The sequence below is a fragment of the Orbaceae bacterium lpD04 genome, assembly GCA_036251935.1.
Classification (GTDB): domain Bacteria; phylum Pseudomonadota; class Gammaproteobacteria; order Enterobacterales; family Orbaceae; genus Orbus; species Orbus wheelerorum.
In genome coordinates this window covers 1387137-1402245 of sequence record CP133967.1, presented here as the reverse complement: position 1 = coordinate 1402245, position 15109 = coordinate 1387137, and the positions used below count along the sequence as shown (strand labels likewise).

At 35.8% G+C, this 15109-nt stretch carries 12 protein-coding genes; 6 read left to right on the top strand and 6 right to left on the bottom strand.

Annotated features, from left to right (window positions below):
- Positions 1-271: 271 nt before the first annotated feature.
- The 3 genes from RHO14_06415 to aspS all read right to left on the bottom strand — a co-directional run bounded on the left by RHO14_06415 (position 272) and on the right by aspS (position 3884).
- Positions 272-868 (bottom strand): fimbrial protein, encoded by a 597-nt coding sequence (locus tag RHO14_06415; GenBank protein ID WVD72435.1) that lies wholly within the window; start codon positions 866-868, stop codon positions 272-274.
- Positions 869-1438: 570 nt separating this feature from the next.
- Entirely contained in the window at positions 1439-1894 is a 456-nt protein-coding gene (nudB, locus tag RHO14_06410; GenBank protein WVD72434.1) for a dihydroneopterin triphosphate diphosphatase, read from the bottom strand.
- A 232-nt stretch (positions 1895-2126) separates the two neighbouring features.
- Complete coding sequence (gene aspS, locus RHO14_06405; protein ID WVD72433.1) at positions 2127-3884, bottom strand: aspartate--tRNA ligase; 1758 nt, start codon at positions 3882-3884, stop codon at positions 2127-2129.
- Positions 3885-4165: 281 nt separating this feature from the next.
- On the opposite strand from aspS, the gene RHO14_06400 reads away from it, so the two are divergent.
- From RHO14_06400 to RHO14_06380, 5 genes are all read left to right on the top strand, one after another.
- On the top strand, positions 4166-4711 hold the full coding sequence (locus RHO14_06400; GenBank protein WVD72432.1) for an isochorismatase family cysteine hydrolase: 546 nt from the start codon (positions 4166-4168) through the stop codon (positions 4709-4711).
- Positions 4712-4740: 29 nt separating this feature from the next.
- On the top strand, positions 4741-5526 hold the full coding sequence (locus RHO14_06395) for a DUF3100 domain-containing protein (GenBank protein ID WVD72431.1): 786 nt from the start codon (positions 4741-4743) through the stop codon (positions 5524-5526).
- Entirely contained in the window at positions 5526-5975 is a 450-nt protein-coding gene (locus tag RHO14_06390) for a hypothetical protein (GenBank protein WVD72430.1), read from the top strand. The genes RHO14_06395 and RHO14_06390 overlap by 1 nt, the downstream gene beginning before the upstream one ends.
- A 32-nt stretch (positions 5976-6007) precedes the next feature.
- The gene (locus RHO14_06385; protein ID WVD72429.1) at positions 6008-7327 is read left to right on the top strand and encodes an amidohydrolase; all 1320 of its coding nucleotides are present in this window, start codon (positions 6008-6010) and stop codon (positions 7325-7327) included.
- A gap of 81 nt (positions 7328-7408) precedes the next feature.
- Positions 7409-8158 (top strand): molybdopterin-synthase adenylyltransferase MoeB, encoded by a 750-nt coding sequence (locus tag RHO14_06380; GenBank protein ID WVD72428.1) that lies wholly within the window; start codon positions 7409-7411, stop codon positions 8156-8158.
- A 25-nt stretch (positions 8159-8183) separates the two neighbouring features.
- Here RHO14_06380 and RHO14_06375 read toward each other — a convergent pair whose 3' ends face one another.
- Genes RHO14_06375 through vgrG form a run of 3 tightly spaced genes read right to left on the bottom strand, consistent with a single transcriptional unit; the run spans position 8184 to position 13893 of the window.
- A complete protein-coding gene (locus tag RHO14_06375) occupies positions 8184-8840 on the bottom strand; it encodes a hypothetical protein (GenBank protein ID WVD72427.1) in 657 nt (218 codons plus the stop codon).
- A gap of 49 nt (positions 8841-8889) precedes the next feature.
- Complete coding sequence (locus RHO14_06370) at positions 8890-11472, bottom strand: hypothetical protein (protein WVD72426.1); 2583 nt, start codon at positions 11470-11472, stop codon at positions 8890-8892.
- A gap of 36 nt (positions 11473-11508) precedes the next feature.
- Complete coding sequence (gene vgrG, locus RHO14_06365; protein ID WVD72425.1) at positions 11509-13893, bottom strand: type VI secretion system tip protein VgrG; 2385 nt, start codon at positions 13891-13893, stop codon at positions 11509-11511.
- 245 nt (positions 13894-14138) lie between these two features.
- On the opposite strand from vgrG, the gene dusC reads away from it, so the two are divergent.
- Positions 14139-15071 carry a tRNA dihydrouridine(16) synthase DusC gene (gene dusC, locus RHO14_06360; GenBank protein ID WVD72424.1) on the top strand — a complete coding sequence of 311 codons (933 nt, stop codon included), beginning with the start codon at positions 14139-14141 and terminating at the stop codon, positions 15069-15071.
- The last annotated feature ends 38 nt before the right edge of the window (positions 15072-15109 follow it).

Here is a 15109-nt window from a genome sequence, read left to right as displayed (position 1 = left end):
TGTATAAGGGTATCGCTTTTCTCTTCATATATTTAATATCATTAATGATAAACTACAATTAACAATAATATTTTTGACTTAATAGTACGAACGTCGCGTTACAAGTTTTAGATATATTCAGAATTAGACTTAATTAAATAAGCCGACTATATTTTTGGATGATTTGATTGTTACTATATTTTTGAGCGTTACCTGATTTGAAATTTGATATCAAACGGGGAACGCTCTATTTTCGATGTTCTTTAACTAATTATATTATATCTAATAGCAATTATTCATAAGTAATTTCATAAGTAGCATAACTAGTTAGCTGTCCTGGTGTTACTTGGGTTGGTGCTGATGAAACATAGCCAACATAATAAGTAAATCGAGAAACATCGCCGCCACTAGTACCAGAAATAGTCGTTGCAGTTGCTTGTGGTTGGCTGCTAGCACCAGGAATGATTTTATTTGTTAAAGTTGAACTTGAATCAGTTGATAAAACAAATTGAACATTTTCTGCGCCAGAAGTACCGGTAGAATTTGCTAAATAACCATTACTTGAACCCGTTAATAAATTACCACCAGTCCAATTTACAGAGATAGTTTTAGTCTGTCCTTCCGTTGCAGCGGGTAAACAGTTGCTAACATCAATTGTAAACGATTTGGCTTTATATAAAGTATCAGCTTTAGCTATTTCGCTCATTGAAATAGGAGCAAGATAAACACTTGAATCACTTCCTTGACCATCGACTGAAACGGTACAAGATACATTTGTGACCAAACCAAAGAAATTAACTTGTCCGCCGGCAACATTAGACGTTGCAGCATGAGCAATTGAAGTTGTAAATAGTGCAGCTAAAGTGGTAGCTAATAATATTTTTTTCATGAAATGCCTCTTTAATAAAAGTGAAATTAATTAAATTCTATAACGTCTAAAAACAAACATAAAAACTTATAAGATATTAAATAAATATTTAAATATTTTTTAAATGCTAAATGCACTTAAAAAAGGTTAATAACATAATATTTCCTTTTAAATAAAAATCAACCTGTTTTTGATTAATATCTAAAAATAATAGTTTATTTAAACAAATTATCTAATTCGCTTACAAATAATTAATAATCAAAAGACGTTTTTATTTATTTTTCAGTTTAATTAATTTTTTTATGACATTTTTAATGACAAGCATTTATCGATGAGAATGTATTTTTTTATGAAGGAAATAATTATTAGCTTTTAAGCAAAAAATCAGCACTAACGACTGTCATTAATTAGGCTAAAATATTAAACCAAAAATGAAACAGCGTGTTATTTTGAATTGACGAAAATTGCCAGAAATTGGCTTATGGCTAATGTTATAAAAATATTCAATAATTGTTGAAATATTTATTATGTTATTAAAAGTGATGAGGTAAATCTTGAGTGATTGGCGAAAAGGTTGAATAAAAAAATCTATTAAATATTCTCTTTACAACGAATATCATTTATAGACTCGATCGCTTGTCGATTATTCCATGAGACGGTGATTTCAGCCGCTTTGTCATATGATAGCCACTGATAATCAAGATGTTCAGTCAAGATAGGCATAATTTCATGTGGTAAAGACAAATAAAACCAATGTTCTCGATTAGTTGTTACATTTGGTGCATAGCGGTGCTTAAATTGTGGAAATATTTCAAATTCCACTATCTGCTTTGTATCAATTAATAAATAATTATCCTTTTTAATATCAATGCTCGTTTCTTCATTTACCTCACGCAAAGCGGCTTGGTATGGAGTCTCCCCTAACTCAAGGCTACCCGTTACTGATTGCCAAAAATTTGCATCATCTTGACGTTGTAACATAAGGCAGCGCTGCGTACTGGAACAAAATATGACAACTAAAACTGACTCAGGATTTTTATATTGCATAACTTTTATACTCGTAGCCAATATTGATGCCCAAAAATAGCGCTAAAAGTCAGATAGTGGAAGAACTCAGGACTTCGTCCTGTACCCTTTTTAAACGAAAGGAGGGGCGAAGTCTCTAATCACTATGCTTTTAACAACGCTGAAGTTAAAACTAACAAATCAAGTATCTTGATTTCACTTGGGTATATAATCAAAGCGTTAAAAAAAGTTTAACGCTTTAAATAAATAGATATTATTTCTTACTCACTTCAATACCAAGCTCTTGTAATGAAGCTGGATTTGCAGGGCTTGGTGCATCGGTTAATAAACAAGCTGCTGCCGTTGTTTTTGGGAATGCAATCACATCACGAATATTATCAGTGCCATTTAGTAGCATCGATAATCGATCTAAACCAAATGCAAGCCCAGCATGAGGCGGCGTTCCATATTTTAATGCATCAAGTAAGAAACCAAATTTTTGACGTTGCTCACTTTCACTAATACCTAATATAGTAAATACGGCTTGCTGCATCTCGTTACGATGAATACGAACCGAGCCACCGCCCACTTCATATCCATTAATCACCATATCATACGCATTTGCAACAGCATTAAGCGCATCAGATTTTAGTTGCTCTGGTGAATAATCTTTTGGTGCAGTAAATGGATGATGCATCGCACTAAGCCCGCCATCGCATTCTTCAAACATTGGGAAATCAACAACCCAAAGTGGCGCCCATGATTTTTCATCAGTTAATTGTAAATCTTTACCTACTTTAAGCCTTAATGCGCCTAACGCATCACTCACCACTTTATAACTATCGGCGCCAAAGAGTAAGATATCACCATCTTTTGCCTGAGCTCTTGCTAAAACAGCTGTCATTTGCTCTGCGGTAAAGAATTTTGCGATTGGGCTTTGAACACCGTCTAACCCTTTAGAGACTTCATTAACTTTAACCCAAGCCATCCCTTTTGCGCCATAAATGCTGATAAACTGAGTATATTCATCGAGTTGCTTACGCGTTAATGTTGCACCATTAGGAACGCAAAGTAGTGCTACTCGCCCTTTTGCATCATTTGCTGGCGCTTGAAATACTTTAAAATCAACATCTTTAACTAAATCAGCAACGTCAATAATTTCAAGTGGATTACGTAAATCAGGCTTATCACTACCAAAACGGCGCATTGCCTGTGCAAACGTCATAATAGGAAACTTACCTAAATCAACGTTAATCGTTTTTTGCCATAGACCGCGGATCATTTGCTCCATAATCTCACGCACTTGCTGCGCCGTCATAAATGACGTTTCAACATCAATTTGAGTGAATTCGGGTTGGCGATCTGCACGTAAATCTTCATCGCGAAAACATTTTACGATTTGATAATAACGGTCAAATCCTGACATCATTAATAATTGTTTAAAGATCTGCGGTGATTGTGGTAATGCATAAAATTCACCTTTGTGAACACGGCTCGGAACCAGATAATCACGCGCCCCTTCAGGCGTTGCTTTCGTTAACATCGGCGTTTCAATATCTAAAAAGCCGTGTTCATTCATAAACTGGCGTACAAATGCCGTGATATTTGCCCGCATTTTAAATATTTTAGCCATTTCAGGACGGCGTAAATCAATATAGCGGTATTTTAAACGTTGTTCTTCGGTATTATTTTGATTGAAATCCAATGGTAAAACATCAGAGCGATTAAAAACCATTAGCTCTGTTGCTAGTACTTCAACTTCACCCGTCGCCATATCTTTATTTATTTGACCTTCAGGACGGGCTCTAACTTTACCTTTAATTTGAATACAAAATTCATTGCGTAGCTCTGATGCTAGCTTAAATGCCTGCTCAAACTCAGGATCAAAAAAGACTTGTACAATTCCTTCACGATCGCGCATATCAATAAAAATCATACCGCCAAGATCACGGCGTTTATTAACCCAACCACATAATGTTATATCGTCATTGATATGTGAGGCATTTAATTGCCCGCAATAAATTGTTCGCATAAAATATCCTATAAGCTGTCTTGCAAATGCTAATCATTATAGAGCAAATTCAATTTGTATAAAGTGTGTTAACTAAAATATTCATTATTTATTTTATTTATAATAATTAGTCCATAATTATTTCGCTTAATTTTAGGATTTATTAACTTATTTAAATTCATAAAGATACTAAAACCTATGATAAAAAAGCGTATTTAGTAAAAAAAATCATCATCATTACGCTTGTCATAATCACCATTTATTAATAATATTTAGTCATATATTCTTTTAATAATAAACCTATGAAAGCGCTTATTTCAATTGATTATACTAATGATTTTATTGCCGGTAATGGCGCATTAACCATCGCACCAGCAGGTGCACTTATCGAGTTAGCGCTTGTTAAGTTGACTAAATCATTTATCGATGATAATCACTTGGTTGTTTTTGCTATCGATGCCCACCATCCATTTGATAAATTTCATCCTGAAAATCAACTCTTCCCTCCACATAATATTATCGGTAGTGAAGGACAAAAATTATATGGATCATTAAATCAGTTCTATCTTCAAAATCAGTCATCACCCGATGTTTATTGGCTAAATAAACGCCACTACTCTGCATTTTGCGGTACCGATCTCGATTTACGATTACGTGAACGTCATATTACAGAGCTTCATCTTACCGGCGTATGTACAGACATTTGTGTGCTACATACCGCAATTGATGCTTACAATCTAGGCTATCAAATCATCGTACATAAAAATGCTGTTGCAAGTTTTAACCCTGCTGGTAATCAATTTGCACTTAATCATTTTCAACACGCATTAGGTGCTAGCGTTATATAAAATCACAATACAATATAAGAGGTTCCATAATGGAGATTTTAAAGGACTACAAAGTACATCTACTCGCACTATTAGTCGTTGTAGTTTGTGAATTTATTGGCAAACAAACTTTCTGGGTTATTACTGTTTACCCGATGTTATATGCCATGATTATTGGCGGTGCGATTAGCTTACCTAAGCTTAAAATTTTAAAAGAGAAAAATATGCATCATGCAAGTAGCGTTATGATAGTCACATTAATGCTTTTAATTGCTAAACTTGGTGTTGCCGTTGGTCCTAAAATCAATGAAATTTTCAATGCCAAGCTAGCACTTATATTTCAAGAAGTCGGGCATTTTGCAGGCACTATATTACTTGGTTTACCACTAGCAATGATGCTAGGCATGGGACGTGAAGCTGTCGGTGCTACCTACTCGGTTGCTCGCGAACCCAATATTGCCATTGTCGCCGACAAGTATGGTCTTGATTCTCCCGAAGGGCGCGGGGTAATGGCTATGTATGTGTGTGGCACGCTCTATGGCGCAATTTGGATGAGTATTTTGGCAAGTATTATTGCAAGGCTTGATATTATTCACCCTTACGCCCTTGCAATGGGGGCTGGCGTGGGTAGTGGTAGTATGATGGCGGCGACACTTGCACCAATTAGTGATCTTTATCCGGCAATAGCGGGTGAAATTAAAGCGTATGCAACTGCCGCTAATTTAATGTCTAGCGTACTTGGGATCTATATTTATATTCTATTCTCACTGCCTTTTGCATCATTTTTATATAATGTATTTAACCGTTTTCGTAATAAAAAATCAGGAGCAAAATAATGAAAATTTTAGAAACGATTTTTCTGCTTATTTTAGTTGCGATCATTATGGCAGCGGGTAATACCATTGGCTATCAAATTAATTTTATCGATTCATTGCAAGCACTCGGTATTTTAGTGATTATTTCGATTATGGGCTTCTTGATTAGTAAATTCCCTGTATTTAAAAAATTACCGGTAATTTTATGGGTATCGGTAGTTGCAGCGTTAGTATCATCGCCCATTTTTCCTGGCCATAACTGGGTTGTTGAAATCACTGATAACGTATCGTTACTGGCTATTTGCACGCCGGTGCTTGCTTATGCAGGGCTTGCTATAGGTAAAGATTTAGCATTATTCAAACATATTTCATGGCGTATTATCCCCGTTTCTTTAGCGGTTTTTTCAGGTACATTTATTTTTGCGGCATTAATTGCCCAAGTAACCCTGCACTGGGAAGGTATTATCTAATTTTATAAAAATCTATTTTAATAAGGTATCAAATGAATAAAGAACAGCTTAAAAAACAAGTCTGCCAAGCTATTGCCGCACGAAAAGCAGATATTAAAGCAATCGCAGAAGCAATTTGGGCAGAGCCAGAATTAGGCTATAAAGAGACCAAAACAGCTGAAAAAGTTGAAGCAGCATTTAAAAAACTGGGCATTGAATATAAAAACAAATTAGCATTAACTGGCGTTAAAGGCCGTTTAAAAGGTGGTAAAGGGAGTAAATTAAGTATTGCTGTCATTGGTGAACTTGATGCGATTATTTGTGCTGACCACCCTGCTGCTAATGAATTATCTGGCGCCGCTCACTGCTGTGGACACAATGCTCAAATTGCTAATATGATGGCGGTTACCATGGGGCTTATCGATTCTGAAGCAATGCGTTATTTAGCCGGTGATGTGGTGCCTTTTGCTGTGCCAGCTGAAGAGTATGTTGAAATTACTTACCGTAATCGTTTAATTGAAGAAGGTAAAATTAAATATATTGGCGGTAAGCCTGAACTCATCTATCGTGGTGAATTCGATGATATCGATATGGCACTACAAGTTCACTTAACCAGTGTGGCTAAAGAGCGTGAAAATGGCTTTATTGAAATTTCAACCACCAGTAATGGTTTTATTGGTAAATTAATTCAATATAAAGGCGAAGCGGCGCACGCAGCAGCAGCGCCACATGCTGGCGTTAATGCATTAAATGCTGCCATGATGGGGATGATGGGTGTACATGCCATTCGCGAAACATTTCGTGAAAAAGACTATATTCGCTTTCACCCTATTATAACCCAAGGTGGCGATTTAGTTAATGTCGTACCTAGCGATGTGCGCATGGAAAGTTATGTTCGAGCGGGTAATGTACCTGCAATTATTGATGCAAATGAACGAATTAACCAAGCCCTTAAAGCTGGTGCCATGGCTGTTGGTGCGCAGTGTGAAATCAAAGATCTGCCCGGTTATTTGCCACTACAAAATAATGCAACCCTCAATGATTTGTTGCAAAACAATGCTGAGCAGTTAATTGGTAAAGAAAATGTCTGGGTTGCACCGCATATGACTGGCAGCACCGATACCGGTGATTTATCTCATATTATGCCAGTTAGCCATCCTTGGATTGGCTCCATTCGGGGTGGTTTACACGGTAAAGATTATACTGTTTTTGATGAAGATATGGCCTATATTCGCCCAGCGCAAATGATGGCATGCACGATTATCGATTTACTTTATGATGATGCAGTACAGGCAGAAACGCTTATGGCTAGTTATAAGCCATTGATGACAAAAGAGCAGTATCTACAATTTTTAGCTAAATTCGACAAATAATTCGCCACAATAAATTGGCACTCTATGTGCCAATTTTTATGCTAAAATACCTGCCATTAATTGATAAAATATCATTTCACTATGCAACAACTGACCGATAAACAACTATTACGTTATGATCGCCAAATTACCCTTAAAGGATTTGATATTGATAAACAAGAGCGACTTCAAAACCAATCAGCACTTATTATTGGTGTTGGTGGTCTTGGTTGCAGTGCCTCATTATTTTTAGCTAGTGCAGGTATTGGCAGTTTAACCCTAGTTGATTTTGATATAGTAAGTGAATCAAATCTAAGTAGGCAAATTCTTTATACCGAGCAGTCGCTTAAGCATAAAAAAGTATTAGCAGCCAAACAACGACTAACCCAGCATAATCCTGATGTGTTAATTAATACTATTGATCAGCGATTAGATGATAAAAGTCTTACTGCGCAAATTAAACAGCATACTATTGTGATCGATTGTAGCGATAATATCCAAACTCGAGATCAAATTAATCGCTGCTGTTATCAGCTAAAAAAACCGCTTATTTCAGGTGCTGCAATTAGGATGGAAGGTTTATTATCGGTGTTTACCTATCAAGATGATGCACCTTGTTATCACTGCCTGAGCATGCTTTTTGGTCAAGAACAGTTAACATGTGTTGAGGCTGGCGTTATGTCGCCGTTAGTTGGCATGATGGGATCGCTTCAAGCAATTGAGGCAATAAAAGTATTAACCAATTACGGCAAACCTTTAATTAGCCGTTTATTAATGGTTGATGTTATGACGATGCAATTTAATGAAATCGGTTTTACCAAGCTACCTAATTGCCCGGTGTGTAGTACATAAACCAATATCTTGATAAGTGCTATTGTTACCTAAATTGCGTATGGTCATTATTATCAATATCACATTGATACTGATCATGCTCTTTATCATAGCCATAACAGCGTATACGAACCTGATTACTAATTAAATAATCACTGTATACTCGTTCAATCTCACCATTATCATATAATTGTTCAAAAGACTTTGAAATTGAAGGAGGGATTCCCATTACATAATAATCAATAAAGATATCTTGCCCTCGCCAGTTTTTATAAAGCTCTTCAGCGGAAAGTTCTCGCTGAAATGTTAAGGTTTCATTAGGCCGAATTAAACGATAATCATTATCACTAATAATTCGGCGAATTCCTATTTCATTCCCAGGCAGAATAAAATTGGAATTAGTAAAATGATAGATATCTTTCCCACCGTTAAGATAGAAGTAGAGATGATCATCTTTATTAAGAAACCATGCATAATATTGATTATTACTAATATTAACTTGTACAATAATCTGATTATTTTTTAATTTAGCAGTAGCATTAGCAACCAGTGGGCTTATATTATAAATACGTCTATCGTTACTAGATTTCATCGAAAGAGAGGGTATGATTATTTTAATTAATTCATGATCTTTTATCTCGGTAAAAGATAATGATTTGTCTATTGGTGTGATTATTAAATCACTAGTCATCGTATTTGCCATCGTAATAGCTCCAAAACTGGTTAGTAATAAAAAAAAAGTCAAATAAAATTTAAAAATAGTCATAATTATCGTTCGCATAATTGCTACCTTGTTTTTTATCATAGTTAATAAAATAACAAAAATTATCGGCATTGCATAACGCAGCAATAGGAGATTTTTTTGCAATGTCTTTACAGTTATCTTCACCATAAGGAAATATTTCAAATGTAGTTTTTTGTGCGTCAATATACTTTAGTCTCAAATCATATAATCCTTTTTTTAATAAAGTACCGTTTGAATCAGTCATTTCTCCGACATCATAAAAGTGCGCAAGCTCATGTGCAATTGTTTCAATATTCATTAAATTACTTTGACCTTGTGTTTGTAACATCTCTGCGGTACTTTTACCTGCTAAATATTGATAACCAAAGTGAATATGATGCCGTGAATCGTCAGCATAAACATAAGCCAAACAACCGTTAAAAAAATTATAGGCTTTTACATAATTGCTTATACCAATGGTTTCAATCAACGCGATCTGACGCTGAATAATATCACGAATCCAAATAATCGCATGAGGCAGTGTATTTATAATAGGTAATGATAATAATTGATTACTATTATTGTTATATACCTCAACTGGCGGTGTAGGTATTGTCGCTTGGTTATTAGTTTTACTATTAGGTGTTGGTGCAACCTGTTCAAAACCAAACCATGTTTTAAAGGCCATTTTTAACGCATCTGTTGCAGTGCCTTGTGGCGTAATATCACTGACTTTTGCACTGCCGAGCCAAGTATTAAGCTCTTGCTGCCTTAAACGCAACTTTAACAATGCTTCACTGCTATGTTTATCCATATATTGGTATAATTTAAATGGATTGGGTGCATCCCAATATGGAGTATGAATTTTACGTAATTGTTCAATAAAACTAACTGGATGAAAATGCCATACTTCATCACTTTGTGGAAAACTTGGAATTTGCGCTTGCACTTCTTGCCAAAAACAGTGCTGTTTTACCGTATCAATAAACTGCAGATAATTAGTAATTTTGTTTTCAATTGCACTATATTTGATATCTAATTCTTTACTAGACCACTCACTTTTAGCTTTAAAAACCATGCACTCAGTACTAGCGGGTAACGATTTATTGGAGTCGACTTGCCCTGCATCCGTTAAATACTCGGTTATTGGTTTTAGTTGCCAAGCGGTTGGCCCTTCTAACCAATCGGCATCGGAACAAATTTTAAGGGGATTAGCATAAGGAACCCTGTAGCGCGGATCAATTGTGGTGTAATTATGTACACTACCATCAGACAGGATCATTGAGTTTTCGGTATTGAGTATATTATAATCGATTGTCCGCCTATTATTGTCATAAGCTGCATCAATATGATAGTAGTGATGCCAATTAGTGCTGCTCGCACCGCTATCAAGGTAAAACTTACCTGCAGCAAATGATTTATCATAACCAAGATCATTCAATAATAGATAGAAGTATCTCGCATTATTTTTATAATAAGCTCCTATACCATTTTCAACACTGATATTATTCATAAAATCTGTATTTTCGGCAAAGATTTCAAAATGAAAAAGTCCACCCACCTGTTTTTTGTCAATAATCGTTCCCCCTTGGTAACCGATTAGTTCGCCAGCATCCACTTCAATTGGCATGGCGGGTATCACAATTTTATCATACTCAATCGACGGGTCTAGCATATCAACATTGTTTGAAAAGGGTTGATAATAATAATCTAATGGTGAAGCCATGACATATTGATTCGCGGCTTTTAATTTAGCAACATTAGTTTTAGGAATATAAATTGTACCTAAATTACTATGTAATATCGCGACTAAATGGTTTGCCGTCGCTAAATTAATATTATCGGTTGGCTTGCCACTAGCAGGGTTGATTAGCGTAATATCTTGACTACGTTTTAAAGGCGTGGTTAATGGTTTTCGCTTAGTGGTTAAAAACCAAGGGAGATCAATTTTGGCTGATTGTAAGTCAGTAATCGGGGCTAAATGCATATATAATGAGTAAAATTTACAACCGTTAAAAATAATATTACCTAATGCCTTGTTAACAGGCCGAATATACTCATATTCTAAATTATGTTCAATTAACACAAAGCTGGTTGAATATCGTTCAAATGAGGTTTTTTTAACATTATTTTTAAATGATTGAACAACTTCTTGTTGTAGCCATTCTTTATTTAACCGATAGGCAATAATTTTACCTTTCGCTATTGACTGTACCGCTTCATTAAAGGTTTCCGCTTCTTGAGGAAATTCGGTTATTTTAGGTTTTGATAATATTTTGCATTGTTTGCTGTTATTAGTTGCAATATTAAATAAATTAGTTGTATCAGGAAGCAAATTAAATGAAGTTTGATTTGATATGCAAGTAGGATCATCGGATAATTTTAAAACTTTAATACTATCATCGTAATCAAATGTTTCGGTTATTGCTGCTCGATTATCTTTACCCGTATCGGTGATACTTTTAAAGTGCATACCGCCATGCCACCAGCCGTTACTTCCTAACAAAAATGTCCCTGATTTGGCACGCTTTGCACGTTCGGTCATATCTTTTTTATTATATGATGCATCACTATTGCCTTTTACTTGGATTGGATAAGCAATAATTTCCATTTTATTAACCTTTTATTGTTTTTATAAAATAATCTATTATCCCGAAAACCACATATTATCGGATTCCATAGGCTGATACTCTGGCAATAAGTCAGGATCAGCAAATGCCTGACTAGGTAAGCGCCTGCTAGTTGAAAGTTGACTTGGTCCCATTTTTTGCAGTGCCGTACTTTTAAACGTCACATTACTTGCTGTTGCCAATTCAATACCATTCGCGTCGATTTTAACATACGATCCGCCACAAATAAGTGTGATAGTATTGGTAGCTGTAATCGTTATTTTTCCATCAACACTATCTATTTTAACATTTTGTTTAGCTGCAAGATCCATTGCCGAATTTTGTGCCTGAATTTCTACTTTACCTTGATTTGCAAACGCCTTAATTCCCGCTTTATGAGCAAATAGACTCACTGCATCGCCAGCAGCTAAGGTAATGTTTTCTAGTGTATTGATATCGGTTTGCGCCTCACTAGTCAAAGTGATACTGTTACCACTCGATAATTGGATATTCTCATCACTAGTCAGGCCAATGCCGTTAGGTGCATAAGCAATAATTCCTGCTTTGGTCAGCTGTTTTAGGGCAACTTGTAGCTGCTGTTGGCTATCGGTATCAGCTTGGTGAGCTTGTGCGGTATTAGCCGCATTTTGTAGCGCCTTAGCAATCGATAATGCATTTTCTAACTGCGTAATAGCAGCTTGCATATCAAGCTGTTGTCCTTGAGCCTTCGGCTGAGTTTGTGCTGCCAAATAAAGGCCTTTATTGGCGGCAACTGCGCCCCAATTATCAGTGCGTAGCTCAAATCCCTCACCTCGTTGTACTTTTTCACTATCAACTAAGTGACCTAAATTAAGTTGAGTTTTAGCATATTCGGTAGCAAGTTTGATATGTTCTTGCCCTCGTTTATCATCCATACGCAGCTTGTTATTAGCAGGCGTTCTAATTACATTACGGTGTTTATTAGTCGTTGTAACATGATCAGGATGAGTCGAGTCGTGCATAGCATGAGCAATATAAGGCCGATCGGGATCGCCATTAACATAAGCTACCGCAACTTGTGTACCATCAGTAAGCGGAAAATGAATACCATAACTATCGCCCGCATAAGGTTTAGCTAATCGCAACCATAAACTTTCTTGACCTGCTGGCCAAGTTGTTAAATCATAATCAAATTTAACGCGGTAGCGACCCTGCGTATCAATATAGCCATAAGTATCATTATCAGGGCTACTTACCCGTGCTGGCAATGTGCCATTAATTATTGGCCATTGACGCAAGGTTGGCCGGTAGGGTTTTAGCTCATCAAATGGGATGGCAGTAAACCTTAATTGATAAGCCTCACTACGATCACCATAACATTTGGTGCTTAATATAATAAGTCTTTGATGATTGAGTTCAGACGTGTTATCAATAATAATTTTTTGCCCTGGCATTAAATGGTAGTCGTTTGATTTACCTTCAATTAATGTCTGTTGGCTAATTTTTTGCTGATGGCGAATTGTGGCATACCATATGCCACTTTCGACCGTATCTCGATCACTTTTTTGCGCGTAATGTTCACCATAACGATAATTTGTGCCGACTAACGTCTCATCTTGTGGTTGTGTATTTATAGCTGCTAGCATATCACTTTGTGCACGACGATAATTACTATCATTTAGGATTATTTGTGATTCAATTAGTGATGTGCGCTGATTAATATCCCATACACTACGTTTAATCGTGTCGACCATACCGCTTGGCGCCTGTTGGGTTATCGAGCCACCATCATATAAACCTTGTTCATAATCACTCATAACAATAATATCACATTGATGCTTATCGTTAGTTTCAAAACGGAACCAAATACCAATATCAGCGAGTAATCGCTGAATAAATTCGAGATCACTTTCATCCCATTGGGTTATGAGTTCGCGCTTAGGGTAGTTATTATTTAGTTCAAAACGGTAATCAATCCCTGTAAAACCATGCTTACGTAATACCTCTTCAACTACCGTTACAACACTTTGATTTTGATAAATCGCATTATGATGAGAATTCGCTAACATCGCCAATCTTGGTTGTAACGCAATTTGATAGTGCGCTTCATCTTGATTAACTGATAATAGAGAGAACGCAGTAATAACACCATACAAAGTACGAGGAGCTGATGGAATTTCTAGTGAGCTAATCTTTGCTAATATTTCAGTCGTAGATTGAGGTAGAAAACTAAGAGATGCCGATTGCGTTAAAACCTGGTTAAGATCGATTCGCTTATCAGAACTTGTAAATATAATCTTATAGCACCAAGGTTCATCAAGGATTTCATAACCGTCTATTGATAAAATAGAAATTGGTGATATTAGGTCGTTTATCGTTAAACGATAACGATTATGAGCAAATAATCTACTCAGAGGCGAAACAAGACTAACATTGTTATTCATCCGCTATCCTTGCATTATTAGCACAATAACGCACTGATTATATAGTTATTATTTTACGATTTTACCTTGAAATAATAATCGATACAACAGTAATATCTATCACAACAAAAATATAAGCTAAAATAATAAAATTACATATTAATTTTGCGATAAATGGTATTCATGCAATTAATTATTTATAATCATGTATCAATTGAGCTGAGTATTTTTTATTGCAGCTTATTTTTAATTTTAGGTTATTTTGAATGCGTGTAATGCTCGCCCCAATGGAAGGCGTTTTAGATGGTTTTGTTAGGGAATTATTAACAGAAATCAATGATTATGATCTTTGTGTGACTGAATTTGTTCGGGTAGTTAATACTCTTTTGCCAGCCAAAACATATTATCGACTTTGCCCAGAACTGCATAATAATGGCTATACAAAATCAGGCGTACCTGTTCGTGTACAATTATTAGGTAGTTCACCGCAGTGGGTTGCAGAAAATGCCGTTAGAGCAATAGAATTAGGCTCTCATGGCATCGATTTGAATTGTGGTTGCCCCGCTAAAAAAGTGGTAGGAAGTGAAGGTGGAGCGAGTTTATTAAGAAATCCTGAACTTATTTATCAAGTCACTCACGCTATACGTAAAGCTATTCCTAAAGATCAAATACTTTCAGTTAAAATTAGGTTAGGTTGGGATTCTATTGATGAGCGATTTGAAATTGCCAACGCAGTTGAGCAAGGTGGAGCCAATGAAATTGTGGTTCACGGCAGAACGAAAGATGATGGCTACAAAGCAGATAAAATCAACTGGCTTGCTATTAATGATATCCGTCAACGTTTATCAATTCCAGTTGTTGCCAATGGTGAAATTTGGAATTACCAAGATGGACAACAATGTTTAGCTAGTTCTGGTTGTGATGCACTAATGGTTGGTCGTGGCGCGTTAAATATACCTAATTTAGGCTCGGTTATCAAATACGAGCAACCTCAATTAGCTTGGCAACAAGTGTTAAATCTACTTAAACGATATGTTCAAATACAAAATCCTAATGATACTGGTTGTTATCATGTTGCCCGTATTAAACAATGGTTAAACTATTTACGTAAAGAGTATGCTGAAGCAACCGCGCTTTTTTTTAAAATAAGAGCAATAAGCGATAAAAAACAACTAGAAATATTGATACTCAACGAGTAACTAAGTAATACTTTATGGAATATTACGCTTATTCATTT

What these genes read in the sequence shown, in the direction of transcription:
- RHO14_06390 (WVD72430.1), top strand. Translation starts at nt 5,526, where the DNA reads ATGAAAATTTTAGAAACGATTTTTCTGCTTATTTTAGTTGCGATCATT.
- RHO14_06375 (WVD72427.1), bottom strand. Translation starts at nt 8,840, where the DNA reads ATGGCAAATACGATGACTAGTGATTTAATAATCACACCAATAGACAAA.
- dusC (WVD72424.1), top strand. Translation starts at nt 14,139, where the DNA reads ATGCGTGTAATGCTCGCCCCAATGGAAGGCGTTTTAGATGGTTTTGTT.
- RHO14_06380 (WVD72428.1), top strand. Translation starts at nt 7,409, where the DNA reads ATGCAACAACTGACCGATAAACAACTATTACGTTATGATCGCCAAATT.
- nudB (WVD72434.1), bottom strand. Translation starts at nt 1,894, where the DNA reads ATGCAATATAAAAATCCTGAGTCAGTTTTAGTTGTCATATTTTGTTCC.
- RHO14_06385 (WVD72429.1), top strand. Translation starts at nt 6,008, where the DNA reads ATGAATAAAGAACAGCTTAAAAAACAAGTCTGCCAAGCTATTGCCGCA.
- RHO14_06400 (WVD72432.1), top strand. Translation starts at nt 4,166, where the DNA reads ATGAAAGCGCTTATTTCAATTGATTATACTAATGATTTTATTGCCGGT.
- RHO14_06370 (WVD72426.1), bottom strand. Translation starts at nt 11,472, where the DNA reads ATGGAAATTATTGCTTATCCAATCCAAGTAAAAGGCAATAGTGATGCA.
- RHO14_06395 (WVD72431.1), top strand. Translation starts at nt 4,741, where the DNA reads ATGGAGATTTTAAAGGACTACAAAGTACATCTACTCGCACTATTAGTC.
- vgrG (WVD72425.1), bottom strand. Translation starts at nt 13,893, where the DNA reads ATGAATAACAATGTTAGTCTTGTTTCGCCTCTGAGTAGATTATTTGCT.
- RHO14_06415 (WVD72435.1), bottom strand. Translation starts at nt 868, where the DNA reads ATGAAAAAAATATTATTAGCTACCACTTTAGCTGCACTATTTACAACT.
- aspS (WVD72433.1), bottom strand. Translation starts at nt 3,884, where the DNA reads ATGCGAACAATTTATTGCGGGCAATTAAATGCCTCACATATCAATGAC.